The organism is Streptomyces sp. NPDC102402, assembly GCF_044765765.1.
Classification (GTDB): Bacteria; Actinomycetota; Actinomycetes; order Streptomycetales; family Streptomycetaceae; genus Streptomyces.
Map to the genome: position 1 here is coordinate 266,456 of NZ_JBIWKR010000007.1, position 26,936 is coordinate 293,391.

The following is a 26,936-nucleotide window of genomic DNA, read 5'->3' on the forward strand; positions in this document are numbered from 1 at the left end:
GAGACTTCACCCATGGGAAAAACGCATGAACGTATCGACGGACGACTGCGCACCTTCATCGAGGAGCAGCCCGTCTTCTTCACCGCCACCTCGCCTCTGGACGGCGACGGCACCATCAACCTCTCGCCGAAGGGCGTGAGCGGGTCGTTCGCCGTGATCGACGAACAGACCGTGGCCTACCTCGACTTCGCCGGCAGCAACGCCGAGACCGTGGCCCATCTCCGGGAGAACGGGCGCATCACGCTGATGTGGTGCGCGTTCCAGGGCCCGCCCAACATCGTGCGCGTGCACGGCCGCGGTGAACCGGTCTTCCGTGACGACCCGCGCTTCCCCGGCCTGCTCGGCCACTTCCCCGGGGTGGACCCGACTCCTCACGGACTGCGCGCGATCATCGTGGTGACGGCCGAGCTGATCCGGGACACCTGCGGGTACGGGGTGCCGTTCATGTCGTACGACGAGGACCGCTCGCTGCACGCGGACCGTTTCCGGCGCGAGGACGACGAAAGCCTCAGCAGCTACTTCGCGAAGAAGTCCGACATCGCGACCAGCATCGACGGACTGCCCGGACTCCCGCTGCCCCTCCCGGCGATGCCCGCGGCGCCCACCGCGGGGTGAGGCGCTGGGCCGTACGGAGCAGGCTGGGTGGGGACGTGACGCCGTGCCCCGTACGGTCCGGAGCATGGGCAGATTCCTGGTGGCCGCCTCGGCCCTGCTGGCCGTGGCGGGCTCACTCGCGGCGCGGCCCGCGGGGCCGCACCCCCTTCCGGAGCAGCTGGCCGACACCGGCGGCGGTACGCAGCTGATCACCGCCGAGGCCCCCGTCGCGGACTCCACCACGGGCACGGTCACCTGGTGGGACCGGCGCGGGGGCGGCTGGGTGGCGGCGGGTTCGGCGCCCGCCCGCTTCGGGGCGAACGGCCTGGCCGAGGGCACCACCCGGACCCAGGGCACGAACACCACGCCCACCGGGCTGTACGACCTGCCGTACGCCTTCGGGACCGGGGCGGCACCGCCCGGGACCCGCTCCCCGTACCGGCGGATCGGCGGGGACTCGTGGTGGTGCCAGGACAACGCCTCCGCGGCCTACAACCGCTGGGTGGAACCGAGGCCCGCCGACTGCCGCGCGGAGGAGTCCGAACACCTCGTCAGCTACGCGGCCCAGTACGCCCGGGCGCTCGTCATCGGCTTCAACTACCACCGGCCGGTGCGGGGCAGGGGCGCGGGGATCTTCCTCCACGTCGACGGGAGGGGCGCGACCGCCGGCTGTGTGTCCGTGCCGGCGGCCGCCATGGACCGGATCCTGGCCTGGGCCGATCCGGCCCGCCGTCCGCACATCGCGGTCGGGACGGCGTCCGGCCCGACCGCGATCACCCGCTACTGACGGCCGCGGTCGTTCTGGGCCAGCCGCAGCAGGTGATCGGCCAGGGCCTGGCCGCCGTTCGGGTCGCGGCTGATCAGCATCAGCGTGTCGTCCCCCGCGATCGTGCCGAGGATCGCCTGCAGTTCGGCCTGGTCGATGGCCGAGGCGAGGAACTGCGCGGCGCCCGGAGGCGTACGCAGCACCACGAGGTTGGCCGAGGCCTCCGCGGAGATGAGCAGCTCGGCGGAGAGCCTGCGCATCCGCTCCTCCTTGGCCGACCCTCCGAGCGGCGCCTGCGGGGTGCGGAAACCGCCCTCGCTCGGCACCGCGTAGATCAGCTCGCCGCCCGTGTTGCGGATCTTCACCGCGCCGAGCTCGTCGAGGTCGCGGGAGAGCGTCGCCTGGGTGACGCTCAGCCCGTCGTCGGACAGGAGCCTGGCCAGCTGGCTCTGCGAGCGCACCGGCTGGCGGTTCAGGATGTCCACGATCCTGCGGTGGCGTGCCGTGCGGGTCTGCGGCACCGACGGCCCGCCGTGGTCGGGTTCCTGCGCCTCGGTCATCGTCGTCGCCTCATTCTCCGGATCGTCACTCCCCGGATCGTCCGTCCCCGTGAGCCGCGTCCAGGGCTCCCGGCAGAATCCGCAGGAACGCGTCCACCTCGGCGTCACCGATGATCAACGGCGGCATCAGCCGTACGACGTCGGGGGCGGGCGCGTTCACCAGGAGTCCGGCTTCCTGAGCCGCCTGCTGCACCTTCGGCGCGAGAGGCCCGGTGAGCACGATACCCAGCAGCAGTCCGGAGCCGCGGACGTGGGAGACCAGCGGGTGGCCGAGGCCCTCGACACCGTCCCTGATCCGTTCCCCGAGCCGCTTCACGCTGTCCAGGGCTCCGTCGGCCGCCAGGGTGTCCAGTACGGCCAGACCGGCGGCGCAGGCGACGGGGTTGCCGCCGAACGTCGTGCCGTGCTGACCGGGCTTCAGCAGGTCGGCGGCCGCGCCGAACGCGACGGTGGCGCCGATCGGCAGTCCGCCGCCGAGTCCCTTGGCGAGCGTGACCACGTCCGGCTCGACCCCCTGGTGGGCCTGGTGCTCGAACCATTGGCCACAGCGGCCGATCCCGGTCTGCACCTCGTCCAGGACCAGCAGCGTGCCGGTGGCCCGGGTGATCTCCCGGGCCGCCTCCAGATAGCCCTTGGGCGGGACGACGACGCCGATCTCGCCCTGCACGGGCTCGATGATCAGCAGTGCCGTGTCGGTCGTCACCGCGGCCCGGAGCGCCTCGACATCGCCGTACGGCACGTGCGTGACGTCTCCCGGCAGCGGCAGGAAGGGGGTGCGCTTGGCCTGCTGGCCGGTCAGGGCGAGGCTGCCCATGGTCCGGCCGTGGAAGCCGCCGTCGGTGGCGACCATGTGCGTGCGCCCGGTCAGCCGGCCGATCTTGAACGCCGCTTCGTTGGCCTCGGCGCCGGAGTTGCAGAAGAAGACCCTGCCGGCGCGCCCGAAGAGCTGGAGCAGCCGCTCGGCGAGCTCGATGGGGGGCTCGGCGGTGTAGAGGTTGGAGACGTGGCCGAGGGAGGCGATCTGCGTGGAGACGGCCTCGACGACGGCGGGGTGGGCGTGGCCGAGCGCGTTGACCGCGATCCCGCCGACGAAGTCGAGGTACTCGACCCCTTCGGCGTCCCACACCCGGGCGCCCGCGCCGCGCACGAGGGGCAGCTGTGGGGTGCCGTAGTTGTCCATCAGCGCGCCCTGCCAGCGCTGTGCGAACTCCGCGTTGCTCATGACTTCCCCTCTGCCCCGGTCCGTGCGACGGGCGTCGCGTCCGGCACGACCATGGTGCCGATTCCCTCGTCGGTGAAGATCTCCAGCAGGATCGAGTGCTGGACCCGGCCGTCGATGACGCGGGCGGTCTCGACCCCGTTGCGTACGGCGTGGAGGCAGCCCTGCATCTTGGGCACCATGCCGCTGGAGAGGTCGGGCAGCAGCTTCTCCAGCTCGGTGGCGGTGAGGCGGCTGATGACGTCGTCGCTGCTCGGCCAGTCCTCGTAGAGGCCCTCTACGTCGGTGAGGACCATCAGCGTCTCGGCGCCCAGCGCCGCGGCGAGGGCCGCGGCGGCGGTGTCGGCGTTGACGTTGTAGACGTGGTTGTCCTCGGCGGAGCGGGCGATGGAGGAGATGACCGGGATCCGGCCGTCGTCCAGCAGCGCCTGGATCGCGCCCGTGTCTATGGCCGTGATCTCGCCGACCCGGCCGATGTCCACGGCCTCGCCGTCGATCACCGGGCGGTGCTGCGTGGCGGTGATGGTGTGGGCGTCCTCGCCGGTCATCCCGACCGCGAGCGGGCCGTGCTGGTTGAGGAGCCCGACCAGCTCGCGCTGGACCTGCCCGGCCAGCACCATGCGTACGACGTCCATGGCCTCGGGCGTGGTGACGCGCAGTCCGGCCTTGAACTCGCTGACCAGGCCCTGCTTGTCGAGCTGGGCACTGATCTGCGGGCCGCCGCCGTGCACGACGACGGGCTTGAGGCCGGCGTGCCGCAGGAAGACGACGTCCTGGGCGAAGGCGGCCTTCAGCTCCTCGTCGATCATGGCGTTTCCGCCGAACTTGATGACGACGGTCTTGCCGTTGTGCCGGGTGAGCCAGGGCAGGGCCTCGATGAGGATCTGGGCCTTGGGCAGCGCGGTGTGCTTCCTCGCGGCGCTCATGAGCTGTACGCGCTGTTCTCGTGGACGTACTCGGCGGTGAGGTCGTTGGCCCAGATCACGGCCGACTCGTCCCCCGCGGCGAGGTCCGCGGTGATCTTGACCTCCCGGTAGCGCATGTCGACGAGATCACGGTCCTCGCCGACGCTGCCGTTCCTGCACACCCACACGTCGTTGATGGCGACGTTCAGCCGGTCGGGGTCGAAGGCGGCCTTCGTGGTGCCGATCGCGGAGAGGACACGGCCCCAGTTGGGGTCCTCGCCGTGGATGGCGCACTTGAGGAGGTTGTTTCGGGCGATGCTCCGGCCGACCTCGACGGCGTCGTCCTCGGTCGCGGCGTTGATCACCTCGATCCGGATGTCCTTGGAGGCGCCTTCGGCGTCGCCGATGAGCTGCCGGGCGAGATCGGCGCAGACGCTCTGCACCGCCTGCCCGAACTCGGCCTGCGCGGGGGTGATTCCGCTCGCCCCCGAGGCGAGCAGCAGCACGGTGTCGTTGGTCGACATGCAGCCGTCGGAGTCGACCCGGTCGAAGGTGGTCCGGGTCGCGGCGCGCAGCGCGTCGTCGAGACCCGCGGTGTCCACGTCGGCGTCGGTGGTCAGGACGACCAGCATCGTGGCGAGGCCGGGGGCGAGCATGCCGGCTCCCTTGGCCATGCCTCCGACCGTCCAGCCGTCCTGGGTGACCACGCTCGTCTTGTGGACGGTGTCGGTGGTCTTGATCGCGATGGCGGCCTTCTCACCGCCGTGCGGGGTCAGCTGGGCGACCGCCTTGTCGATACCGGGGAGAAGCTTGTCCATGGGCAGCAGCAGGCCGATCAGACCGGTGGAGGCGACGGCGACCGTGCCGGCGCCGTGCCCGCCCGTCTCGTCGTAACCGGCGCTGTTCAGGGATTCGGCCGCCTTCTCGGCGGTGGCGTGGGTGTCCTGGAAGCCCTGGGTTCCCGTACAGGCGTTGGCGCCGCCGGAGTTGAGGACGACGGCGGTCACTTCGCCGCCCTTGAGCACCTGCTCCGACCAGAGGACGGGTGCGGCCCTGACGCGGTTGGAGGTGAAGACGCCCGCGGCGGCGCATCGCGGCCCCTGGTTGACCACGACGGCCAGATCCGGGGTACCGCTCTCCTTGATCCCCGCGGCGATGCCCGCCGCGGAGAAACCCTGTGCTGCCGTGACGCTCACGGTGCGACTCCGATCGTGGAAAGACCTGTGTCCTCGGGCAGCCCGAGGGCGATGTTCATGCTCTGCAGGGCGCCTCCGGCGGTGCCCTTGGCGAGGTTGTCGATGGCACTGATCACGATGACCCGGCCGGCGGCCTCGTCGTGGGCGACCTGGATCTGCACGGCGTTGGACCCGTGGACGGCCGCGGTGGCGGGCCACTGCCCCTCGGGCAGCAGATCGACGAACGGCTCGTCGGCGAAAGCCTTCTCGTAGGCCGCACGGAGCGAATCGGCGCTCACCCCGGGCTTCGCCTTCGCGCTGCACGTGGCGAGGATGCCGCGGGGCATGGGCGCGAGGGTCGGCGTGAAGGACACGGAGACGGGCTCCCCGGCCGCGGCACCGAGGTTCTGGATCATCTCGGGGGTGTGCCGGTGGACTCCGCCCACGCCGTACGGGGTCATGTTGCCCATGACCTCGGAGCCGAGCAGATGCGGCTTGGCCGCCTTGCCCGCGCCGGAGGTGCCTGACGCGGCGACGACGACGGCCTCCGGTTCGGCGAGGCCGGCCGCGTACGCCGGGTAGAGCGCGAGGGAGACGGCCGTGGGGTAGCAGCCGGGCACGGCGATCCGCTTGGTGCCCTCCAGCGCGGCGCGCGCTCCGGGCAGTTCGGGCAGGCCGTAGGGCCAGGTACCGGCGTGCGGCGATCCGTAGAACTTCTCCCAGTCGGCGGGGTCCGCGAGCCGGAAGTCGGCGCCCATGTCGACGACGAGCACCTCGTCGCCGAGCTGCTCGGCCACGGCGGCGGACTGCCCGTGCGGGAGCGCCAGGAAGACGACGTCGTGCCCGGCGAGCACTTCGGCCGTGGTCGGCTGGAGGACACGGTCGGCGAGCGGCCTCAGGTGCGGCTGCAGCGCACCGAGCCGCTCTCCGGCGTTGGAGTGGGCGGTGAGTGCCCCGATCTCGATCTGGGGATGTGTGAGGAGCAGACGGAGCAGCTCCCCGCCGGCGTAACCGCTCGCTCCTGCCACTGCCGCACGTACCACCATCGGACATTCCTCCTCATCGATGGCATGACTATACGCAGCAATGCAGTGTTATGCAAAGACTCTCCATGATCTGCCCCCTGCCGCAGCGTGACCGAGGGCCGCGGACGGGGGATCGACGTCATCGCCGGTGGCGCATGTGCATGGTGGCCGGCGGGCAGGTCGACCGTACGCTGCGCACCGGTTCACGCACCGTCGAGACGGTCGAGGAAGGATCGAGCCTCGATGGTGCGGCGATGGTCCGGGCCGAAGGAGGCCAGGCAGGCATCGTGAGCGGTTGCCGCCCGGACACGGGCTTCAGCGTCACGGCCCAGTCCCCGAAGAGCATCAGCCGTCACGAGTTCCACGGAACCGGCCTCCTGGCCACGCCACTCCGGGGGGAATCCGGAGCGCAGTTGCTCGGCACCCGCAGCCTCGGCGAGAGCCTCCCCGTAGCGGGCCTGGCCGTTGAGAGCGCGGGCCAGACCTATCCGCAGAGCCAGGACCAGCCGATCCGGTTCACGAAGCGTGCTCAGGGCCTCGCGGGCGATCGCCTCGGCCTCCACGTGACGCCCTTGCGAATTGAGGGCGAAAGCCATCCCGTTGCCGGCGGCCGCTGCCGTGAGCCGCATCTCCGTACCTGTGCCATGGGTCGCGGCCCGGACGACGGCCGCACACTCCGCCTCACACTCCGCGTACCGACCGAGCGCAGGCAGTTGCTGGGCGCGGTCGGAACGCAACTTCAGGGTCTGCCAGTGATCCGCCCCGAATATCCTGCCCGCGACCAGCAGGGCCTCGTCGTAGGTGGCGAGGGCCTCGGCGGGGCGGCCCTGGGCGGCGACCGCAAGCGCGGCCACGGTCAGCGCCAGCGCCACGTCCGGATCGTCACGCTGCAGCGAACGGACCGCGACGCCCGCCTCGGCCTCTGCCTCCGCGTAACGCCCGGCCTGATGCAGAGCCCTGGCCCGGGACACCGGGGACGGCTGCGGACGGCTTACCCGCGATCGGAAGAATTTCATGCCCGGAGCCTATGGGGCCGTCGCGTGCCGCTCGGCGACGGATCAGGCGACTGGCCGTCGGCCCCCGACGCGGGGAGCCGGACACGCGGGGCACGACACCTCGATGCCCGCCGTGCCCGCTCGCGGCTCGGGCCCCAGTGGCCTGCCCGGACCCCGGCGGAGGCATCCTGCCTGGTGGCCGTACGGGGTGGCCCGTGGCGCCCCGGGGTCACCGGCGCGCCGAGGCGCGGAAGAGGTCCAGGAGCGCCCGGGCTTCTGGCGCGTCCGCGTCGAAGAACTGTGTGGCCAGGCCGGGCGGTACGACCGGACCGTGCATGCGGACCTCATGGCAGTTGAAGCAGAACGCCGCCTCGAACAGGACGAGTTCGAGCGAGTCCTCGTACGCACGGACACCCCAGCCCGGCGCGAAGCCGCAGCGGTGCTGTCCGCTGCCGGGCAGGCTCCCGAGCAGGGCGAGGGCGTCGGTGGCCTCGCTCCCGGCCCAGCGGGCGACCACCTCTCCGGGACACGGCGCGCCCCGCCCGGCCGGGAGGGCCGTGATCTTCACGACCTCGATCAGCGCGGTCGCGCACACGGGAAGCTGCATGGACGCATTCTCGCCCGCCCGGCCGGTGGACGGACAGGGCCCGGGGCGCGGGGAGCTCAAGTGGTGAGGCGGACGGCGTGGAACTTCGGTTACATGGCCGACGGGGGCACGGCGCGGGCAAGCGGAACGGGAGTGAGCGGCCATGAGCGAGATCGTCGACGAGATCAGCCGGGTGCACCGGGAGGTCGGCACGCGCCGGGTGGGTGCGGACGAGGCCGGCAGTGTGCTGCTTCGGCGCACCTTCGACTCGGACGCCGCCGATGTCTGGGGGGCGGTGAGCTCACCGGAGCGGATCGCCCGGTGGTTCCTCCCGGTGACCGGGGAGTTCCGGACCGGCGGGAGATACCAGCTGGAGGGGAACGCCGGCGGCGAGATCATCGAGTGCGTGGCCCCGGAGCGGCTGCGGGTCTCCTGGCGGTTCGGCCCCGACCCCGGCTTCAGTGAGGTCGAGGTGCGCCTCACGCCGGAGGGCGGCGGCCGGACCGTGTTCGAACTGGAGCACGTGTCCGTGGTTCCGGAGGAGTTCCGTAGCCAGTACGGGCCGGGCGCGGTCGGGATCGGCTGGGACCTGGCCCTGCTGGGGCTCGGGTGGCACCTGACGGGCGGCGGGCTCAGCCCCGAGGACGCCGTGGAGTGGCAGAGCTCCCCCGAGGCGAAGGCCTTCGTGGCGCGGTCGGGAGAGGAATGGGGCCGTGCGTTCGCCGCCTCCGGCGCGGACCCGGAGACCGTGACCGCGACGACCGTGGCGACGATCGCCTTCTACACCGGGGAGTGACCGGTCCGCGGACGGTCCTGGGCCGGCCGTTCCCGCAGACGCGACTCGTACCGCCGGACCGCGTCCAGGACCCAGGTGTCGGACCAGGGCTCCAGGTCCACGGGCCCGATCAGGCCGTGTCCGTCCACGCACCGCGGATCGTCACGCTGGGCCAGCCCGTAGACGGCCCAGGCGCGCGTGTTCTGGTCCTCGTGCTCCAGCAGGCCCGCCAGCGCGTCCGCGATCTCCGGAGCCCGGCCGGGGTACTCGGCCAGCCAGGCGCACACGACGGCGCGCACATCGCTGTCGGAGTCCCGCGCCAGCGTGAGGACCGCCTCCTGCGCCTCGGCCGTGGTGAGCAGCCTCTCCGAGCGCTGAAGTGTGTAGGGCACCATGCAGCGGACGCCCGGAACCGGGTGCGTGAGGAGGGAGAGACCCACCGCCTCCACCTCCGGGCTGTCGTGGTCGGCCAGGCCGGTCAGCACGGCGACGAGGACCGCCGGGTCCCGCTCCTCGACAGCCCAGGCAAGAAAGATCTCCAGGGCCCGCTGCTCGAAGGGCCAGGTCTCGGCGGAGAGGCTCCCGTCGGCGACGGCCTTGAGCACCTCCGCGGCGAAGAGCCGGCGAACGGGGTCCTCGTGGAACCGCAGTGCGGCCGCCGCTTCCCAGGTCTCCTCGTCCTCCCTGCGGCTCAGGACGAAGAGCGGCCCGAACCAGTCGGCGTGCTCGCGGCCGGGGGACGCGAGGGCACGGCCGGCCAGTTCGTCGAACGGCGTACGCAGACCGAACCGGGCCTCGAGCGCGGTGAGGATCTCCCCGTGTCCTTCGCGGGTCGTGACACCTCCGAGCGTGAACTGCTCGTAGTCCTGGTGGAAGCCCGCGTCGCGGACCCGGACGTGCACGGCGGACCCGGAGTCCCCGGTCCTGCGCCGGAGCTCCTTCAGGGTGCCGATCCCGTGCCACTGCCGCGCACGGTCCAGGAGCTCCGCGCGTGCGGCGGCGTCCGTGACCGGGCCCGTGCCGTCGATCAGTGCGTCGACCCCCGCGACACAGCCGCCGTCGACGGCCCGCAGCAGGGGGGTGGAGCCGTCCGGCAGCCTGCGGTACGGGTCGGCGCCCCCTGCCACGAGGACTTCGACCACGGGCACGTCGTACGCGGCGAGGGCCGTGCAGATCAGCGGCAGGCCGTCCTCGCCGAGGGCGTCCGGGTCGGCGCCGGCGGCCAGGAACTCCCCCACCGCCGCGGCGTCCCGCTCACGCACCGCGGCTACGAGCCGGGAGTCCTCGGAGGGCACCTCAGTCGCGGTCGGCCTGCTCGGCGCGGGCGGCGTCGCGCTCCTTGATGCGTACCGCTTCCTTGCGGACCTCGGCCTGGGTGGCGCGTTCCTTCTGCAGCCACTCCGGGCCGTCCTGCTTCAGGGCGTCGATCTGCTCGGTGGTGAGGGGCTCGGTGACTCCGCCTCGCGCGAGACCGGCGATGGAGACGCCCAGCTTCGAGGCGACGACCGGCCGGGGGTGCGGGCCGTTGCGGCGCAGCTCCTGCAGCCACTCGGGCGGGTCGGACTGCAGCGCGTTCAGCTCGGCGCGCGAGACGACGCCCTCCTGGAACTCGGCGGGGGTGGCTTCGAGGTACACACCCAGCTTCTTCGCCGCGGTGGCGGGCTTCATTGTCTGGGTGGTCTGGTGCGACGTCATGGTTCCAGGGTATCGAGCATGTGCGGCGCCTCCGACCACGGCCGGTAACCTTGCGGGGTGACAGGCTCGGAAGTACCCCCCGCGTTCAGGCTCGCCTACGTCCCGGGCGTGACCCCGACCAAGTGGGTGCGGATCTGGAACGAGCGGCTGCCCGGCAGCCCGCTGGCTCTCGTCGGCGTGCCCGCAGCCAAGGCGGCCGGCCTGCTGCGCGACGGCGGCGCCGACGCCGGCTTCGTGCGGCTGCCCGTCGACCGTACGGACCTCAGCGCGATCCCCCTCTACACGGAGACGACCGTGGTCGTGATCCCCAAGGACCATGAGGGGACGGCCGTCGAGGAGATGTCGGCCGAGGACCTCGCCGAGGAGATCGTGCTGCATCCCCTCGACGACACCCTCGACTGGGAGCGTCCGCCGGGCCGGCCCGCGTTCGAGCGGCCCGCCACGACCGAGGACGCGGTCGAACTGGTGGCGGCAGGCGTGGGCCTGCTCGTGGTCCCGCAGTCGCTGGCGCGCCTCTACCACCGCAAGGACCTCACCTACCGCACGCTGACCGGCGTCCCCGAGTCACGGATCGCCCTGTCGTGGCCGGAGGAGAAGACGACCGACCTGGTGGAGGAGTTCATCGGGATCGTCCGGGGCCGGACCGTCAACAGCACCCGGGGCCGTCCCCCGACACCTCCGCAGCCCAAGGCGAAGCGCACCGAGAAGAAGAGCGGTGCTCCCCGCAAGCCCGCGGCGGGCAAGACGTCCCGCGGCGGCGCGGGCGGCTCCGGCGGGGCCAGGAACGCCAAGGGCGGCGCCAAGCGCGGAAAGCCCCGCCGCCGGCCGTAGCGGGCACGCGTCCCCCTACCCGTAGTACTTCCGAGCTACGTGCCAGGTGCACTCCCGCGCGGGACGCCGACCACAGGGACGGCTCCATAACTTCGGTACCGGATTCAACGAGAACCGTCCGGTACGGAAGGACTTCCCATGGCGTCCCGCCCACGGAGCAGCCGCGCGCCCCGCGCCCTGCTCGCCGCCCTCGTGACCGCGTCGGTGGCCCTGCCGGTCTCCGGAGCGGCCCGCCCCGCCGCCGTTCCCGCACCCGTCCCCGCGCGGCTCGCGCCGCTGGACACGCGACCCCGGGTACTGGAGGCCAGGTATGCGGCCGCCCGGCAGGAGATCAGGGCGGCGCGTGAGACGGCCGCCCGCCACGGCGACCGGAGACGGGCCGCCGCGCTCACGGGCATGGCGGCTCCGGGGCGCACCTTCCTGATGTTCGACGGGCGCGACGGCGGCCGCGGCGTGGAGGTCTTCGGGAATCTGGCGCGAGCCCGACGGATCGCCGTGCTGGTGCCGGGTGCGGGCGTCGACCTCGACCACTACTGGCGTCTGCGCGGTGGCGCCGACGCGCTCCTGGGCGAGCTGGGCCCCGGGGCGGCCGTCGTCGCCTGGCTCGGCTATCGGACACCCACCGTGCTGAGCCCCTCGTCCCTGACGGCCGGGCGGGCCGGGGAGGCGGCGCCGGGCCTGCGGACCTTCGTGCGGGAGATCCGCGAGGCCAGGCCCTCCGCCCGGGTCTCCCTGCTCTGCCACTCGTACGGTTCCGTGGTCTGCGCCCGGGCGGCTTCGGGGCTCGATGTGGCGGACATCGTGCTCTACGGAAGCCCCGGCACCGGTGCGGACGACGCCGCCGCCCTGCGCACCCCGGCGACGGTGTGGGCGGGCCGTGGCGGGGCCGACTGGATGAGCGGGGTCCCGCACACGGCGCTCGCGCTGCCGTTCGGCACGGTCGGGTTCGGGACGGACCCGGTGTCGCCGGAGTTCGGCGCCGAGGTCTTCGACGCGGGGGACGCCGGGCACAGCGACTACCTGAGGCCGGGGTCCGTCTCCCTGCGCGGCATCGCCGCGATCGTCGCGGGGACGGCGGAGGCCCGTCGTGCGTGACCTCCTGCGGCGTACGGACGTGCGCGCCCTCGCCCGGCGCGTCGACGCGGCGACTCCCCCGGACCGCGACCGCGCGGTGGACGCCCTGCGCGCCCTGGCCGTCCTGGGCGTGGTGTGCGGCCACTGGCTGGTGACGGCGCTGGTCGCCGACAGCGGCACGGTCCACGGCGCGAGTCCGCTCCGGTACATGCCCGGGCTCACCCCGGTCTCCTGGGTGTTCCAGACGCTCGCCGTCTTCTTCCTGGTCGGCGGTCAGATGGGTGCGAAGGGGTACGCCTCGGCCCGGGCCAGGGGCGAGTCCTACGGTCACTGGCTGAGGACCCGGACGGCCCGGCTGTTCCGGCCGGTCGCCGTCGTGACCGCGGTGTGGGCCGTGGCCGCCGTCGTGATGCTGGCCTCGGGCGTGGACCGGGGAACGGTGGGCGCGCTCGGCAAGCTGGTGTGGTCGCCGCTGTGGTTCCTGCTGGTGTTCGCGGCGCTGACGGCGGCGACCCCGCTGGTGGCACGACTGCACCCGCTGTGGCCGCTCGCCGTCGTCCTGCACGTCGACCTGTTCCGCCTGGGGCTCGACGGCCCGGCCTCCCTGGGATGGATCAATGTGGCCGCCGGATGGCTGGTCCCCTACTGCCTGGGCGCCGCGTGGGCGCGGGACGGGCTGAACGACCGCCGGACCGGCTGGGTCCTGCTGCTCGGGGGCGCCGGGGCGTCCGCGGCGCTGGTGCTGTTCGCCGGCTACCCCGCCTCCATGGTCGGGGTGCCGGGCGGGACGCTCTCCAACCTCGACCCGCCGTCGCTCGCCGCCGTCACCTTCGGCCTGGCCCAGTGCGGTGCGGCCCTGTTGCTGCTCGGACGCCTGCGGCGGATTCTCGCGCGGCCCGGGGTGTGGGCGGCGGTGGCCCTGCTGAACCTGTCAGCGATGACGGTGTTCCTGTGGCACCAGACCGCGATGATCGCGGTCACGTCGACCGTGCTGTTCGTGAGCGGGCCGGTGCCCGGCCTGCACACGGTCCCGGACGGCCCCGGCTGGGTGTTCGCCAGGCTCGCCTGGCTGCCGGTGTTCGGGCTGGCGCTGCTGGTGTGCCGTTCCGCGTTCGGGGCGTACGAGCGGCGGGGCGGCGGCAGTTCGACCGTCGTACGATCCGGCTCCCCTGCCCGGACCCCGGAGTCGCACCGTGCTTAAGCTGAGCGGCATGACGGGGGTGGCGGGGGCCTGGGACCGGGCGGTGGCGGCGATGCGCGGGCTGCCGCGGGTGCTGCGTGAGGACCTGTGGAGCGCGCCCGTCGATCCGGTGCCTCCAGCGGGCACGCCCGGCGCGTCGGTCTGGCGGCCCGTGTTCGGGATGGTTCTGACGTTCGTCGCGACGTTCACCGCCCTGTGGCACGTGCCCGATCTGGTGCCCCACGGCGCCGCGATACCCGCGTACACGGTGCTCCTCGCCGTGCTCCAGGCGCTCGCGCTACTGGCCGGCCTGTGGCATCCCCTCCGTGCCTGGTGGGCCTCTCTGGCCCTCATGGTCGTCAGCGTGCGGCTCGCGGAGCCCGCGATGACACCCGGCGAGCTGTTCCCGTGGACCGGCGCCGAGATGACGATGCAGAGCCTGGCCCTGCTTCTTCTGGCCCTCCGGGTCCGTCCGCGCAGGGCGGTCCTCGCGCTCGTCGTGAGCCTGCTGGCGGGCCTGGTGTCCAGTGCCTTCACCACTCGCGGCCACACCTACGCGATGGATGCCGGCGCGCTGGTCGCCATCACCGCCGTCGTGATCGGCACGGCCCTGCGCGCTCTGCGGGTGGCCCGCACCCAGCTCGTCGTGCAGTCCGGGCTCACGGAGGAGGAACGGGCCCGGCGCACCCTCCTGGAGGAACGCAACAGGATCGCGCGGGAGCTGCACGACGTGGTCGCCCATCACATGTCGGTGATCTCCATCCAGGCCCAGGTCGCGCCGCACCTCGTCGAGAATCCCTCGGACGAACTCAGGGAGAACCTCGCCGGCATACGCGAGAACGCCGTGGAGGCGCTGGCCGAGCTGCGCCGGGTTCTGGGGGTGCTGCGCGCCGAGGACGCGGCGGCGGACGGGCTGCGGCACGCCCCGCAGCCCACGCTGGAGCGGCTGGACGAGCTGATCGGCAAGGTGCGGAGCGCGGGTGTCTCCGTCACGGCGGAGACCGCCGGCAGGCGCCGTCCGCTCCCGCCCGGTGTCGAGTTGTCGGCCTTCCGGATCGTGCAGGAGGCGCTGAGCAACGTGCTGCGGCACGCCCCGGGGTCCCGCGCCCGGGTGGAGGTCGGCTACCACCGCGCCGCCGTCACGGTCCGGGTCACCAACACCGCCCCGGACGGGCCCGGCCGGCGGACGGGCGGCGTCGGGCACGGGCTGCTCGGGATGCGCGAACGCACCACGATGCTGGGCGGCGAACTCACCCACGGGCCCACCCCCGGCGGGGGTTACGAAGTAATGGCGACACTCCCCCTGGAGGACCCTTCATGACCATCCGCGTGCTGATCGCCGACGACCAGATGATGGTCCGCCAGGGCTTCACGGTGCTGCTGAACGCCGAGCCGGGCATCGAGGTCGTCGGTCAGGCCGTGGACGGTGTGGACGCGCTGGAGAAGGCGGCCGAACTGGGCCCGGACGTCGTCCTGATGGACATACGGATGCCTCGCCTGGGCGGCATCGACGCGACGCGCCGTCTCACCGGGGAGCCCGGTACCGCGGTGAAGGTGCTCGTCCTGACCACCTTCGACCTCGACGAGTACGTGTACGAGGCGCTCCGCGCCGGGGCCTCCGGATTCCTGTTGAAGGACGCCTCGGCCGACGAACTCGCCGAGGCGGTGAGGGTGGTGGCGGCCGGGGACGCGCTGCTCGCCCCGAACATCACCAAGCGCCTCATCGCCGAGTTCTCCCGGGTGAGCGCCGGGCCGCGCGCTCCGCGCAAGGACCGCGTCGGCGACCTGACGGAACGCGAGACGGAGGTGCTGTCCCTGATCGCGCAGGGCCTCTCGAACGCGGAGATCGCGGCGGGCCTGGTGGTGGCGGAGCAGACCGTGAAGACCCATGTGAGCCGGATCCTGGTGAAGCTCGGCCTGCGCGACCGCACCCAGGCGGCGGTGTACGCGTACGAGTCGGGGCTGGTGCGCCCGGCCGGTTACTGAGCCGCGGGGAGGGCGTCGTACACCGCGGCGACCAGCGCCATCTTGCGCGGGTCGTCGGCGATGTTCGGGCCCATGCGGTTCATGACGTAGCCGAGCGCGATCCCGGCCTCCGGGTCGGCCAGCCCGCAGGAGCCGCCCGCCCCGTCGTGGCCCACGGCGCGCGGGTTCGGGCCGTACGAGCCGTTCTCCCCGCTCAGCCAGAGGCCGAGGCCCAGCTCGGTCTCGTGGGCGAATCCCGCCCCCAGCACCAGGTCCCGGCAGGGACCCTGCCCCTCGCGGACCCGCTCGGCCGCCTCCTCGGACAGGACCTTCCGGCCGTCGAGACTGCCGCGCCCGGCGATGATGCCGTAGAGGGAGGCGACCGCGCGGGCGGTGCCGTGACCGTTGGCCGCCGGGATCTCCGCTGCCCGCCAGCCGGGGGTGTTGGCGGCGGCGATGCCCGTACCGGGGTTGAGGAGCGAGGCGATGGCCACCGGTTCCATCGCGGCGAACAGAGCGGCCTGTTCACGGGAGACGGCCTTCGGCTGGACCAGCTCGGCGACGCGTCCGGCGTCCTTCTCCGGGCGGCCCACGGTGAAGTCGATGGAGAGCGGGCCGGTGATCTCCTGCCGCAGGAACTCCCCGGGCAGCAGACCGGTGATCCGGCGGACGACCTCACCGACGAGGAAGCCGTACGAGATGGCGTGGTAGCCGGAGCGGGTGCCCGGCTCCCACCAGGGCTCGGTGGCCGCGAGCCGTGCCGTGGTCAGCTCCCAGTCGTAGAGCTCGGCCAGGGTGTGCGGATCGCGCAGGCCCGCGACGCCCGAGCGGTGCGAGAGCAGATGGCGTACGCGGACGGCCCCCTTGCCCGAGGCGGCGAACTCGGGCCAGTAGTCGGCCACCGGGGCGTCCAGGTCCAGGAGGCCGCGGTCCACGAGGATGTGGGCGCAGAGCGCGGTCGGGCCCTTGGTCGTGGACCAGACGTTGACCACGGTGTCCCGCTCCCACGGCCGGGTCCGGTCACCGTCGGCCCATCCGCCCCAGAGGTCCACGACGGGGGCGCCGTCGAGCAGGACGGTGACCGCCGCGCCCAGTTCGTCACGCTCGGCGAAGTTCGCCTCGAACGCGTCGCGCACCGCGCCGAACCGGTCGTCACAGTGGCCTTGGATCTGCGGCACGGGTCTCTCTCCTCGTCTCGGTGGCATGCACCATACCGACTGGTCGGACTGGCGGGAAGGCACCGTACGGCCCGTTCCTTCGACCGGGTGATCCGGTCAGCGCGGGAGCGCTTCGAACGTGAGGCTCCAGCGGCCGGGAAGTCCGGTGATCGTCACGGTGGAGAGCGGCCGTACGTCGACGTTCCAGTACGCCGACGGCGGGGCCTTCAGGGCGTACACGAGGGCCGCGCGGACGACGGAGGGTTCGGCGACGGCGACGAGGGCGCCCTCCTGGACCGGGCGGGTGTCGAGCCAGTTCCCCACCCGCGATATGAAGGCGAGCAGGGACTCCCCGCCGTGCGGGGCGGAGCGCGGATCGGCGAGCCAGGCGTCCACGGCCGCCGGCTCGCGGGCGGCGACCTCGGACAGGGTCAGTCCCCGCCAGCGGCCCATGTCGCAGTCGCGCAGCGCGAGCTGGACGAGCGGGGCGAACCCCAGGGCGTCGCCCGTGGCGCGGCTGCGCGGTGTCGGTGAGCAGTAGCGCATCTCCGCGGCACCGAGCCGGACCAGGGTGTGCGCGGCGAGCTGGACCTCACGCCAGCCGGCGTGGTCGAGCGGCCGGTCGTCGTCGAAACGCTCGGCGAGAAGGGCGGAGCTGCGTGCTGCGGCGACGAGAGACACCCGAACACTCATGGGCGCGATCGTGGGGCCCGGCGCCCCGCCGGTCAAGGGGGCGCCCCGGCATGTGCGCCGGTGCTGTGCGCCGGCCCTGCGCGGCGCCCCTTCCGCGTCAGGCCCTCCGCGCCAGGCCCTCCGCGTCAGGCCCTCCGCGCCAGTCCCTCCGCTTCAGCCCCTCCGCTTCAGCCCCTCCGGGGTCAGCCCTTCTGGTGGATCATCCACATGTCCGGTTCGGGGAGCGGCGTGAAGCCGAGCCGCGCATAGACACCGTGGGCGTCCTTGGTGGCGAGCAGGAAGCGGGTCACGCCCATCAGGGACAGCTCGTCGCGGACGGTGGTGACGAGCCGGGTGCCGAGGCCACCTCCGCGGGCCGCACGGTCGACGTACACGTCGCAGAGCCAGGCGAAGGAGACGCGGTCGGTCACCACACGGGCGTACGCGGCCTGCTCACCGGAAGCGAGGTCGTACGCACCGAAGTTGAGCGATCCGGCCACGGCGCGGTCCTGCCGCTCCCTGGTGCGCCCGAGGGCCCAGTAGGCATCGGTGGAGAGCCAGTGATGGACACGGGCCGCGTCCAGCCGTGCGGGGTCGTCGGATATCTCGTAGGCCCGCTCGGCGGGGTCTTCGTCGTTCATCGGGGGAGGCTATCGCCCGGTGCCCGCAGCTCGTCGAGGGATTTTCGCAGCCTGCGCACCCCCTCGGCGATCTCGGCGGGACCCGACACGGCCGCGAAGCTCAGCCTGACGTGTCCGGCGGGGGGTTCGGCGCAGTGGTACGGGCGGCCGGGCGCCACGGCGACGCCCGCCCTCAGGGCGGCGGAGACCAGGGCGGACTCGCCGGCCGCCGGGCCGGGGAGCCGCAGCCAGATGCTGCCGCCGCCCGACGGCACGTGCGACAGGGCGAGTTCGGGCAGCCTGCTGCGGATCGCCGCCGTCATCGCGGTGCGCCGGCTGCCGAGCTCGGCCGCCACCGTACGGAGATGACGCACCCACGCCGGGGAGCCGACGAGTTCGAGCGCCGCCTCCTGGATCGGGCGCGGCACGAAGAAGCTGTCCACGACCTGGATGGCGCGCAGCCGCTCCAGGACCGGGCCGCGCGCGGCCAGTGCGCCGACCCGGAGACTCGGCGACGCGATCTTGGTGAGGGAGCGCACGTGGACGACGACACCGTCCGGGTCGTGGGCTGCCAGCGGCTCGGGCAGGGGACCCGCGTCCGCGTGGACGAGACGGCGGGCGAAGTCGTCCTCGACGACGAAGGCGCCCGCCTCGCGGGCGGCCCGCACGACGCGTTCGCGCCGCTCCGGGGCGAGGATCACGCCCGTCGGGTTCTGGAAGAGCGGCTGACAGACGAAGACCCTGGCCCCGGTGGCACGGAAGGCCGCTTCCAGCAGGTCGGGCCGCACCCCGTCGGCGTCCACGGGCACGGGAACCGGCCGCAGACCGGTGGCACGGGCGGCGGCCAGCATGCCCGGGTAGGTGGGTGACTCGACGAGCACCGGGGCTCCGGGCGGGGCGAGCGCCCGCAGCGCCGTGGCCAGGGCGCTCTGCCCTCCCGCGGTGATCAGGACGTCGGCCTCGGTGAGGGCGGAGCCGATCTCCCGGGCGAACCAGGCGCGCAGCTCGGCGAGCCCGTCGGTGGGCGGTCTGCCCCACGCCCCCGGACGGCGCCCGGCCCGGGCCAGGGCGGCGGACAGGGCGCGCTCGGGCTGGAGGCCGGGGTGGAGGTAGCCGCCGTTGAACTCGATCACCCCGGGCGGCGGTGCCGCGAGGGTGACGAGGACGCCCGAGGCGTCGACGGTGCGCGGCACGACCTCAGGTCCACCGTCCCCGCTGAGCGACACCTCCTGCCAGGAGGTGTCGCCCGGGGCGGACGCGGCGGCGCGGGTCTCGGCCCGGAAGGCCCCGGAGCCCGGGCGGGTGACGACCAGCCCTTCGGCGGTGAGCTGCGCGACGGCCCGGGAGACGGTCACCGGACTGACCTTGAAGCGCTCGACGAGTGCGCGACTCGACGGCAGCTTTCCACCTGGCGAGTAGCGGTCGAGTTCGCTTTTTAGTGAAGTCACCAGCTCTGCCACACTGCTACGCTCATGCATGACAGCACAGAATAGCGCTACTGCATCATTCGCGATAGCGGCCGGAGCCAGCCGCACCACGGTGCGCCGCGCCCCGGGAAGCGGTGTCCTCCTCGCCGGCCTCGGCGTCCTGGCCTTCTCGCTGACCTTCCCCTCGACGGTGTGGGGGCTGGAGAGCTTCGGCCCCTGGTCCCTGGTCGCACTGCGCAGCGTGCTCGCCGCACTGATCGCCGGATGCGCCCTGCTCGCGGGCCGCGTCCCGCTGCCGGCGCGCCGCCACTGGGCCGGCCTCGCGGTCGTCGCGGGTGGCGTGGTGGTGGGCTTCCCCCTCCTGACCTCACTGGCGCTGCAGAGCTCCACCAGTTCGCACGCGGCCGTGGTGGTGGGGCTCCTGCCCCTGACGACCGCGCTCCTCTCGGCCCTGCGCACCGGGTCCCGCCCCCCGCGGGCCTTCTGGGCCGCGGCTCTGGCCGGGGCGGCGGTGGTGATCGTCTTCACGGTCCAGCAGAGCGGCGGGGCCCTCTCCGGCAGCGACCTGTATCTCTTCGGGGCACTGCTGGTCTGCGCGGCGGGCTACACCGAGGGCGGCAGGCTGGCCGGGGTGATGCCGGGCTGGCAGGTGATCGGCTGGGCCCTCGTCCTCTGTCTGCCACTGGCCGTGGCCGGCGCGGCCGTGGCGCTGCCGTTCGAACCGGTACACCTCACGGCCCACGGAGTCGTCGGGCTCGTCTGGGTGGCCGCCGGGTCGACCTTCCTCGGGCTGTACGTCTGGTACCGGGGCATGGCGGAGATCGGGGTGCCCCGGGCCAGCCAGCTCCAGCTCGCACAGCCGCTGCTCACCCTGGTCTGGTCGTTCCTCCTGCTCGGCGAGGACGTGTCCACCGCCGCCCCGGTGGCGGCCGTGGCCGTCCTGGTGTGCATCGCCGTCACCCAGCGCGCGGGGCGCCGTGGCCCGCGCCCGTCGCGAGCCGGGGAGCCGGTCCGGTCATAGACTTGGCGGCATGGACCGCCACCCGTGAGGAGGTCACTCCCGATGGAGGCACACACGGGCGACCGGCTGCTGACGCACGGCAGGACCGTGGGGCAGCACGACCGGGTCGCAGAGATCATCGAGGTGCTGGGCGACGGGGGCAGCCCGCCGTACCGCCTGCGCTTCGAGGACGGGCACGAATCGATCAGGTCACCGGGCCCGGACAGCGTCGTGCAGCACACCGCCCCCGAGGACCGGAACCGGTAGAGCGCGCGTGCGCCGGGGGGCACGAGCGGTCCCCGGCGCACGCGTCCGGGTGGACGGGACAGGAGCCCGCCGGACGCCGGTTCAGCGCGGAGTGCGCGCCCGGACCTGGTAGTGGTCGGCCACCACCCGGGCCATCGCTCCGACGGGGTCGGCCTTCACCTGCTTCCCGGAGAAGAAGACGTGGCCGCCCACCTCGGGATGACCGGCCGCGAGGTCGAGGTGCCGGGAGAGTTCGGCCGGGTCCTGCCAGGCGGCGGGCTGGGCCGGGTCACCGGCCTTGTACAGCGCTTCTCCGACGTACAGGCCGACGCCCGTACCCCGGACCGTCTCGGCCCACCACGGCAGCAGCTTCGCGTAGTCGGCGGCCGGGAAGCCGATGTTCCAGTAGATCTGCGGGCAGATGTAGTCGATCCACCCCTCCTTCACCCACTTCCGGGTGTCGGCGTGCAGGTCGTCGTAGGTCTGCACGCCTGCCGCGGTGTCGGAGCCCAGCGGGTCGGTCGAAGCGTTGCGCCACACCGCGAAGGGGCTGATCCCGAACCGGACGCCGGCCCTGACCTCCTTGATCCGTGCGGCCGTCTCGCGCACCAGCCGGTCGGTGTTGTCACGGCGCCAGGCCGCCTTGCTCGCGAAGTCCCCGCCGTACGTCTCGTAGGCGGCGTCGTCGTCGAAGACCTGGCCCGCGACCGGGTACGGGTAGAAGTAGTCGTCCCAGTGCACCGCGTCGACTGCGTAGCGGCTCACCGCGTCGAGCATCGCGTCCTGGACGAACTCCCTGACCTCGGGGAGCCCCGGGTTGTAGTAGAGCTTCCCGCCGTACGGCAGTACCCATTCCGGATGCAGCCTGGCGGGGTGGGAGGCGACGAGACGTGAGGGATCGGTGTGGTTCGCGACCCGGTAGGGGTTGAACCACGCGTGCAGCTCCAGGCCGCGGGCGTGCGCCTCGCGGACCGCCGTGCCCAGCGGGTCCCAGCCGGGGTCCTTGCCCTGGACACCGGTGAGGCACTGGGCCCACGGCTCGTACGACGAGGGCCACAGGGCGTCGGCGCTCGGCCGGACCTGGAGGACGACGGTGTTCAGCCGGAGTTCGACCGCGCGGTCCAGATGGGCGATCAGCTCCGCCTCCTGGGCCGCGGCGCTCAGCCCGGGAGCCGAGGGCCAGTCCAGGTTGGCGACCGTGGCGATCCACACACCGCGCAGCTCGCCCGGCTCCGCCCTGCGGTGCCGGCGCCCCGGGGAACCCGGCCTGCGCGCCGCGACGGCATCACCCGCCGTCATCAGCGCGGTCACCGTGCTCGCCGCGCCCAGAACCAAGGACCTCCGACCCATACGACTCATACGTATACCTTTCTTACCGTTCATTCCCGCATGTCATCCAGCAGTGCGTGACGCAGATCATGCCCGTCGCCGGACCGTTCGACCCGCGGCTCACCGGAGCCTGAACGCGGGTTAACGTCTTGGGGTCGAGGCGGGCACCGGAACCGAACGGGAACTGCCGCACGAAGATCAGCGAAAGGCACGAGGTGACGGACTCTATGGCCGACATTGCACGCGTCGGAGTGGTCGGCTGTGGCCAGATGGGCGCAGGTATCGCGGAGGTGTGCGCCCGCAGCGGCCTCGAGGTCAAGGTGGCCGAGACCACCGGCGAGGCGCTGGAGATAGGGCGTACCCGGCTCCACAACTCCCTCTCCAAGGCCGCCGAACGCGGCAAGATCACCGTGGAGGAGCGCGACGAGACCCTCGCCCGCCTCAGCTTCACCACCGACCTCGGCGAGTTCGCCGACCGCGATCTCGTGATCGAGGCCGTGGTGGAGAACGAGCAGGTCAAGACGGAGATCTTCCAGGTGCTCGACCAGGTGGTGACCCGCCCGGACGCCATCCTCGCCTCGAACACCTCCTCCATCCCGCTGGTGAAGCTGGCGGTGGCGACGTCCCGGCCGGACCAGGTCATCGGCATCCACTTCTTCAACCCGGCCCCGGTGCAGCGGCTCGTCGAGCTGATCCCGGCCCTGACGACGTCCGACGAGACGATAAAGCGCGCCGAGGCCGTCGTGCAGGACGTGCTCGACAAGCACCCCATCCGCGCCCAGGACCGGTCGGGCTTCGTCGTCAACGCCCTGCTGATCCCTTACCTGCTGTCGGCGATCCGGATGTTCGAGTCGGGCATCGCCAGCCGCGAGGACATCGACAACGGCATGGAGATGGGCTGCGCCCACCCCATGGGCCCGCTCAAGCTGGCCGACCTGATCGGCCTGGACACCGTGGCCTCGGTCGCCGACTCGATGTACGCGGAGTACAAGGAGCCCCTGTACGCCGCTCCCCCGCTGCTCCAGCGCATGGTCGACGCGGGCCGGCTCGGCCGGAAGTCGGGCGCGGGCTTCTACCCGTACGACTGACCGTCCTGCCGGCGGGCCCGGCGCTGATGCCGCCGGGCCCGCCGGTACCTGACACTCGCCCGCAGGTACCGCCATCAGGATCCAGACGGGTTTCCGTCTCTGCGGAGTCCGCCGCTCCCGGCAGGGGTCATTCGGCTCAACTCACGGTGACGAGGCGCTGTACAGGCAGGCTGCGTGAGGAGCGGCCGGCGTGGACGGTGTAGGAGCCGGGGGTGAGTTTCCAGGTGCCGGCGGACCACACCGACAGGTCGCGGGCGGAGACGCTGAAGGTGATCCGGGTGCTCGCACCGGGACGAAGCGTGACCTTGCGGAAGCCGATCAACCGCCGAGGCTCGGCCTGCGCGGCGGCAGGCAGCCCCGCGTAGAGCTGCACGACTTCGGTGCCTTCGCGGGAGCCGGAGTTGGTGAGGGTGACGGCGGCGGTAAGCGTCCTGGTCGCTGTGTCGTAGGACGTTTCCAGGGAGCCGAGGTTGAAGGTGGTGTAGGACAGGCCGTGCCCGAAGGGGAACAGCGGGCTCTGGTTCTTCGCGTCGTAGTAGCGGTAGCCGACCAGGTGCCCCTCGCTGTGGGAGACCGTGGGGCCGTTGCCCGGGTAGGTCGCCTGGGTGGCTCCGGGTCCCTGGGACGCCGTGACGGGGAAGGTGACCGGCAGACGGCCTGAAGGGTCTGCGTCGCCGAAGAGGACGGCTGCCAGTGCGGTGCCCGTGGCGCGTCCGGCGTACCAGAGCTGGACGACCGCTTCGACGTCGTTGATCCACGGCATGGCGACGGGGCCGTCGGTGTTGAGGACGACGATGGTGCGGGAGTTGGCTGCCGCCACGTCGGCGATGAGTCTGTCCTGGTCCCCCGGCAGGTCCAGGGAGCCGTGGTCCATGTCCTCGCCCGCGACCCGGTTGACGATGACGACGGCGGCGTCGCTGGTCCGTGCCGCGGCGACCGCGTCGGGTACGAGGGACTTCGGCTGCCAGCCGAGGGTGAGGCCGCAGGTACCGGTGTCGGCGGTGCTGTTGCCGTACTCGACTCTGATGCTCACCGCCTTCCCTGCCGTGAGGTCGATGGTGCCCTGGAGCGGGTAGTCGTACGGCCCGAGGAAGAACCGGCGGCTGTGCCGGGTGCCTGAGATGACCGTCCTGCCGTCGATGACGAGCTTGGTGGTGCCTGAGGGCAGCAGCGAGAAGCGGTGCGTGCCGGTGGTGGTCGGCGTGAGGGTGCCGCTCCAGCGGGCCGACCACACGGCGGGCAGACCGGCCACGGGCGCGCTGGTGAAGTCGATCCCGGCGCTGACCTGTGTGGCGACGGGAGTGCCGGACGGTTCGGCCGCGGCGTAGAAGCTGCCCGTCAGCCCCGCCGCGCCGGAGGCTGTGCGCAGCACCGTCGCCGGGACGGCGGTGAGCGGGACGTCTCCGGCGGTTCCCTGGCGGTAGGTGACGGTGACCCCGGTACCGGCCCGGTCCTTGATGGCCGCCAGCGGGGTGGTCCAGGTGCCGGGGTCGACGTAGGTGGAGCCGGAGACTCCTGTCAGGGCGGTGTTCTCGGCCGGGCCGATCACGGCGAGCGACTTGACGGTGGAGGTCAGAGGGAGGGCTCGGTTGCGGTTGGTGAGCAGGACCGTGGAGTTGACGGCGAGTTCGTGGGCGAGGTCCTTGTGTGCCTGTGTGCTGACGTTCGCGGCAGGCGCCGGTACGGGGTGGTCGAACAGGCCGTTGACGTACATGGTGTTGAGTACGCGCAGGGCGGCGTCGTCCAGGCGGGCCGCGGGGACGACGCCGTCGGTGAGGCCGCCGACCGGTATCTTCACGCCCCCGGGGCCGAGTCCGCCGAGGTCCATGCCTGCCTTGACGGCTCCCACGGGGTCGTCGCCGGCCCAGAAGTCGGGGACGGTGTAGCCCTCCAGACCGATGGTCTTCTTGAGGTCGTCGAACAGCGCCGGACTCTGGGTGGCGAACGTCCCGTTGATCTTGGGGTAGGCCATCATCACCGAGGTGACGGGTACGGCGTCGACGACGCGTTCGAAGGCGGCGTGGTAGATCTCGTGCAGCGCCCGGTCGGAGATCCGCGCGTCGACGAAGAAGCGGTTGACTTCCTGGGTGTAGGCGCTGAAGTGCTTGAGGGTGGCGACGACGTGCTGTTCCTGGATGCGCCGGGTGAGCGCCGCGCCAAGGGTGCCGGAGAGGAGCGGGTCCTCCCCCATGCTCTCGGCCTGCCGGCCGAAGTGCCACGTGCGGGCGGTGTCGACGGTGGGGCCCAGAAGGTTGTTGTACCCCTTGGCGCGCCCTTCGGCGCCCAGCGCCTGACCGAGCCGGCCGGCGAGGCCGGCGTCGAATGTCGCGGCCTGCGCGAGGGGGACGGGGAAGGCCGTGACGCCGGTTTCCCCGCGCAGGCCGGCTGAGGCGTCCACCATGGTCAGGGCAGGGATGCCGAGGGAGCTCAGGGCTGCGAAGTCGCAGCGGACGAGGGCCTCCTTCTGCGCGGCGGTCATCCTGGCCAGGAGGGCGACGGCCCTGCTGTCGGGGGCGGCACCCGCGGTACGGCGGGGCGCTGCGGCGGCCGGTGCGATGCCGGAGGCCAGAGCGGTGAGGACGGCGGCTGAGAGAAATGTACGACGGTTCATGGCGGCTCTTCCATGAGGAATCGGGGCAGGACGGAACAGCGCCTTGGTCGGCGCGAGCGGCGTGACGCCGCACCTTGCGGGGATGGGGGATCGCTCACCGGCGCGCGCCGCGTGGGCACGGGCACCTGCGGCCTATCCCTCCTGGTAGGCCTCATCGAGGGCGGCAAGGACGCCGTCGACGTCGGTGCGTCCGGAGAACAGCTTCTGGATCTGGATGAAGTGCTCCTGCTGGACCTGGGGGTTGGGCCACAGCTGATCCATGAAGGGCACGGTGGTGCCGGCCTTCTGGTGTGCGACCAGGTCCTTCAGAACGGGGTCGGCCGTGAAGCGGTCGTTGGGGATGGCAGGCAGGGTGCCGCTGTCCTGGTTGTAGAGGTTCTGGCCGGTGTCGGACCCGAGGAATTCGGCGAACTCCATGGCCAGCTCCTTGTTGTCACTGGCGGAGTTGACTCCGTAAGCGGCTGACACGGCGCCGGGCATGCGGGTCTGCGCGGCGTCGTCGCCCGCGGGCAGGGCGAACATGGCCAGTTGCGTTTCCGGAGCTGTCGCGGTGATGGCGGTGGTAGTGCCGGCGACTTGTATGACGCCCACCGCCCTGCCCTCCGCGACGTCCTGGATGGACGTCTCGTAGCTCGTCCTCGAAGGGTCGCTGCTGAAGCAGCCCCGCTTGTCGAGCTCGACGTACTTCTCCAACGCCTCTCTCCAGCCGGAGCCGGCGAAGGTGGCCCGGCCTTTGCTCATCTCCGTCGCGAACCCGGGACGGTCGGCGTAGACAGTGGTGGCGGCCAACGCGTAGTCGGCGAGCTGGGTCACCCACGGTGTCTCGATGCCGAGCGCGAACAGCACCTTGCCGCCGGCCTTCGCCTTGTCGCACAGCCGCAGCAACTCGTCCCACGTCTCCGGGGTGGTGCCGCCGATGTCACGCATGGCCTGCTTGCTGTAGACCGCGCCGATACCGCTGTAGTTGGCCGGCACGGCATAGGTCGCGTCGCCGACCCGGGTCACCCACTTGGTGTCCTCCGGGACACGGCGCGCGAATTCCAGACCGGACAGATCGGCAAGCCGGCCTGCGGACTCCAGCGTCCGCAAAGCGGCAGGATTGCCGTAGCCGGGCCAGACGGTGAAGACGTCAGGCGCCTCGCCTGCGGACAGTTGGGCGGGGAGGGTGCTCTGGAGCTGGTCGGTGTCGGCGTAGGTCACCACGATCTCCACCTGCGGGTTCTCCCGCTCGAAGGCCGCCACGACAGTCTTCATGGCTGAGCGGTCGGTGATATTGGCGGTGATCTTCAGAGTGCCGTCGTCGGTGGCTGCCGAGCCGGACCCACCACAAGCGCTCAGGCTCATGGCGAGGCCGGTGACCATGACGGTGACACGGAGGCGGCGGGAGGTTCTCATGACAGGCTCCGTGCAGGAGGAGGGGAGGAGGTTGTGTGGTGCCGAA

27 protein-coding genes are annotated in these 26,936 nt (G+C 72.3%); 11 read left to right on the forward strand and 16 right to left on the reverse strand.

Features of this window, described 5'->3' with window-relative positions:
• The first annotated feature begins 12 nt into the window (after window positions 1–12).
• The gene (locus tag ACIRJR_RS22175) at window positions 13–615 is read left to right on the forward strand and encodes a pyridoxamine 5'-phosphate oxidase family protein (RefSeq protein WP_403783417.1); all 603 of its coding nucleotides are present in this window, start codon (window positions 13–15) and stop codon (window positions 613–615) included.
• A 64-nt stretch (window positions 616–679) separates the two neighbouring features.
• The gene (locus ACIRJR_RS22180) at window positions 680–1,381 is read left to right on the forward strand and encodes a L,D-transpeptidase (protein ID WP_403783419.1); all 702 of its coding nucleotides are present in this window, start codon (window positions 680–682) and stop codon (window positions 1,379–1,381) included.
• Here the strand turns inward: ACIRJR_RS22180 and ACIRJR_RS22185 are convergent.
• From ACIRJR_RS22185 to ACIRJR_RS22215, 7 genes are all read right to left on the reverse strand, one after another.
• Entirely contained in the window at window positions 1,375–1,920 is a 546-nt protein-coding gene (locus ACIRJR_RS22185; RefSeq protein ID WP_403783421.1) for an arginine repressor, read from the reverse strand. The two genes, ACIRJR_RS22180 and ACIRJR_RS22185, sit on opposite strands and share 7 nt — an antisense overlap.
• Window positions 1,921–1,945: 25 nt before the next feature.
• Window positions 1,946–3,142: an acetylornithine transaminase gene (locus ACIRJR_RS22190; RefSeq protein ID WP_403783423.1), complete on the reverse strand. Its 1,197-nt coding sequence runs from the start codon at window positions 3,140–3,142 to the stop codon at window positions 1,946–1,948.
• Window positions 3,139–4,065, reverse strand: a complete 927-nt coding sequence (argB, locus tag ACIRJR_RS22195; protein WP_403783425.1) for an acetylglutamate kinase — start codon at window positions 4,063–4,065, stop codon at window positions 3,139–3,141. Before argB ends, ACIRJR_RS22190 begins: the two co-directional genes overlap by 4 nt.
• Window positions 4,062–5,240, reverse strand: a complete 1,179-nt coding sequence (gene argJ, locus ACIRJR_RS22200; protein ID WP_403783427.1) for a bifunctional glutamate N-acetyltransferase/amino-acid acetyltransferase ArgJ — start codon at window positions 5,238–5,240, stop codon at window positions 4,062–4,064. Before argJ ends, argB begins: the two co-directional genes overlap by 4 nt.
• A complete protein-coding gene (argC, locus tag ACIRJR_RS22205; protein WP_403783429.1) occupies window positions 5,237–6,265 on the reverse strand; it encodes an N-acetyl-gamma-glutamyl-phosphate reductase in 1,029 nt (342 codons plus the stop codon). The genes argJ and argC overlap by 4 nt, the downstream gene beginning before the upstream one ends.
• Window positions 6,266–6,447: 182 nt before the next feature.
• The gene (locus ACIRJR_RS22210; RefSeq protein ID WP_403783431.1) at window positions 6,448–7,260 is read right to left on the reverse strand and encodes a tetratricopeptide repeat protein; all 813 of its coding nucleotides are present in this window, start codon (window positions 7,258–7,260) and stop codon (window positions 6,448–6,450) included.
• 208 nt (window positions 7,261–7,468) lie between these two features.
• A complete protein-coding gene (locus tag ACIRJR_RS22215; RefSeq protein WP_403783433.1) occupies window positions 7,469–7,846 on the reverse strand; it encodes a hypothetical protein in 378 nt (125 codons plus the stop codon).
• Window positions 7,847–7,988: 142 nt separating this feature from the next.
• On the opposite strand from ACIRJR_RS22215, the gene ACIRJR_RS22220 reads away from it, so the two are divergent.
• Window positions 7,989–8,621 (forward strand): SRPBCC family protein, encoded by a 633-nt coding sequence (locus tag ACIRJR_RS22220; RefSeq protein WP_403783435.1) that lies wholly within the window; start codon window positions 7,989–7,991, stop codon window positions 8,619–8,621.
• Here the strand turns inward: ACIRJR_RS22220 and ACIRJR_RS22225 are convergent.
• Complete coding sequence (locus ACIRJR_RS22225) at window positions 8,606–9,895, reverse strand: HEAT repeat domain-containing protein (RefSeq protein ID WP_403783437.1); 1,290 nt, start codon at window positions 9,893–9,895, stop codon at window positions 8,606–8,608. The genes ACIRJR_RS22220 and ACIRJR_RS22225 overlap by 16 nt on opposite strands.
• A gap of 1 nt (window position 9,896) precedes the next feature.
• A complete protein-coding gene (locus tag ACIRJR_RS22230; RefSeq protein WP_403783439.1) occupies window positions 9,897–10,295 on the reverse strand; it encodes a DUF5997 family protein in 399 nt (132 codons plus the stop codon).
• Window positions 10,296–10,352: 57 nt separating this feature from the next.
• On the opposite strand from ACIRJR_RS22230, the gene ACIRJR_RS22235 reads away from it, so the two are divergent.
• The 5 genes from ACIRJR_RS22235 (at window position 10,353) to ACIRJR_RS22255 (ending at window position 15,366) form a co-directional block, all read left to right on the forward strand.
• On the forward strand, window positions 10,353–11,126 hold the full coding sequence (locus ACIRJR_RS22235; RefSeq protein WP_403783441.1) for a LysR family substrate-binding domain-containing protein: 774 nt from the start codon (window positions 10,353–10,355) through the stop codon (window positions 11,124–11,126).
• 138 nt (window positions 11,127–11,264) lie between these two features.
• Window positions 11,265–12,221 carry an alpha/beta hydrolase gene (locus ACIRJR_RS22240; protein ID WP_403783443.1) on the forward strand — a complete coding sequence of 319 codons (957 nt, stop codon included), beginning with the start codon at window positions 11,265–11,267 and terminating at the stop codon, window positions 12,219–12,221.
• The gene (locus ACIRJR_RS22245; RefSeq protein WP_403783445.1) at window positions 12,214–13,401 is read left to right on the forward strand and encodes an acyltransferase; all 1,188 of its coding nucleotides are present in this window, start codon (window positions 12,214–12,216) and stop codon (window positions 13,399–13,401) included. The genes ACIRJR_RS22240 and ACIRJR_RS22245 overlap by 8 nt, the downstream gene beginning before the upstream one ends.
• Window positions 13,394–14,701, forward strand: coding sequence for a sensor histidine kinase (locus ACIRJR_RS22250; protein WP_403783447.1), 1,308 nt, complete (start codon window positions 13,394–13,396; stop codon window positions 14,699–14,701). The genes ACIRJR_RS22245 and ACIRJR_RS22250 overlap by 8 nt, the downstream gene beginning before the upstream one ends.
• Complete coding sequence (locus tag ACIRJR_RS22255; protein ID WP_403783449.1) at window positions 14,698–15,366, forward strand: response regulator; 669 nt, start codon at window positions 14,698–14,700, stop codon at window positions 15,364–15,366. The genes ACIRJR_RS22250 and ACIRJR_RS22255 overlap by 4 nt, the downstream gene beginning before the upstream one ends.
• On the opposite strand, the gene ACIRJR_RS22260 is transcribed toward ACIRJR_RS22255, so the two are convergent.
• The 4 genes from ACIRJR_RS22260 to ACIRJR_RS22275 form a co-directional block, all read right to left on the reverse strand.
• Entirely contained in the window at window positions 15,360–16,523 is a 1,164-nt protein-coding gene (locus tag ACIRJR_RS22260) for a serine hydrolase domain-containing protein (RefSeq protein ID WP_403783451.1), read from the reverse strand. The two genes, ACIRJR_RS22255 and ACIRJR_RS22260, sit on opposite strands and share 7 nt — an antisense overlap.
• A 96-nt stretch (window positions 16,524–16,619) precedes the next feature.
• Entirely contained in the window at window positions 16,620–17,195 is a 576-nt protein-coding gene (locus tag ACIRJR_RS22265; protein WP_403783453.1) for a histidine phosphatase family protein, read from the reverse strand.
• 182 nt (window positions 17,196–17,377) lie between these two features.
• Window positions 17,378–17,815, reverse strand: a complete 438-nt coding sequence (locus tag ACIRJR_RS22270; RefSeq protein WP_403783455.1) for a GNAT family N-acetyltransferase — start codon at window positions 17,813–17,815, stop codon at window positions 17,378–17,380.
• Window positions 17,812–19,272 carry a PLP-dependent aminotransferase family protein gene (locus ACIRJR_RS22275; protein WP_403783457.1) on the reverse strand — a complete coding sequence of 487 codons (1,461 nt, stop codon included), beginning with the start codon at window positions 19,270–19,272 and terminating at the stop codon, window positions 17,812–17,814. The genes ACIRJR_RS22270 and ACIRJR_RS22275 overlap by 4 nt, the downstream gene beginning before the upstream one ends.
• Here ACIRJR_RS22275 and ACIRJR_RS22280 point away from each other — a divergent pair.
• Window positions 19,271–20,242, forward strand: coding sequence for a DMT family transporter (locus tag ACIRJR_RS22280; RefSeq protein ID WP_403783459.1), 972 nt, complete (start codon window positions 19,271–19,273; stop codon window positions 20,240–20,242). The genes ACIRJR_RS22275 and ACIRJR_RS22280 overlap by 2 nt on opposite strands.
• Window positions 20,243–20,284: 42 nt before the next feature.
• Complete coding sequence (locus ACIRJR_RS22285; RefSeq protein ID WP_403783461.1) at window positions 20,285–20,488, forward strand: DUF1918 domain-containing protein; 204 nt, start codon at window positions 20,285–20,287, stop codon at window positions 20,486–20,488.
• A gap of 81 nt (window positions 20,489–20,569) precedes the next feature.
• On the opposite strand, the gene ACIRJR_RS22290 is transcribed toward ACIRJR_RS22285, so the two are convergent.
• On the reverse strand, window positions 20,570–21,826 hold the full coding sequence (locus tag ACIRJR_RS22290) for a glycoside hydrolase family 10 protein (protein WP_403783463.1): 1,257 nt from the start codon (window positions 21,824–21,826) through the stop codon (window positions 20,570–20,572).
• Between the two features lie 197 nt (window positions 21,827–22,023).
• On the opposite strand from ACIRJR_RS22290, the gene ACIRJR_RS22295 reads away from it, so the two are divergent.
• The gene (locus tag ACIRJR_RS22295; RefSeq protein ID WP_403783465.1) at window positions 22,024–22,884 is read left to right on the forward strand and encodes a 3-hydroxybutyryl-CoA dehydrogenase; all 861 of its coding nucleotides are present in this window, start codon (window positions 22,024–22,026) and stop codon (window positions 22,882–22,884) included.
• 136 nt (window positions 22,885–23,020) lie between these two features.
• Here the strand turns inward: ACIRJR_RS22295 and ACIRJR_RS22300 are convergent, their stop codons facing one another.
• Together ACIRJR_RS22300 and ACIRJR_RS22305 are read right to left on the reverse strand one after the other, a co-directional pair.
• Complete coding sequence (locus ACIRJR_RS22300) at window positions 23,021–25,495, reverse strand: beta-glucosidase (RefSeq protein WP_403783467.1); 2,475 nt, start codon at window positions 25,493–25,495, stop codon at window positions 23,021–23,023.
• Window positions 25,496–25,627: 132 nt separating this feature from the next.
• Window positions 25,628–26,890 carry an ABC transporter substrate-binding protein gene (locus tag ACIRJR_RS22305; RefSeq protein ID WP_403783469.1) on the reverse strand — a complete coding sequence of 421 codons (1,263 nt, stop codon included), beginning with the start codon at window positions 26,888–26,890 and terminating at the stop codon, window positions 25,628–25,630.
• Between the last annotated feature and the right edge of the window lie 46 nt (window positions 26,891–26,936).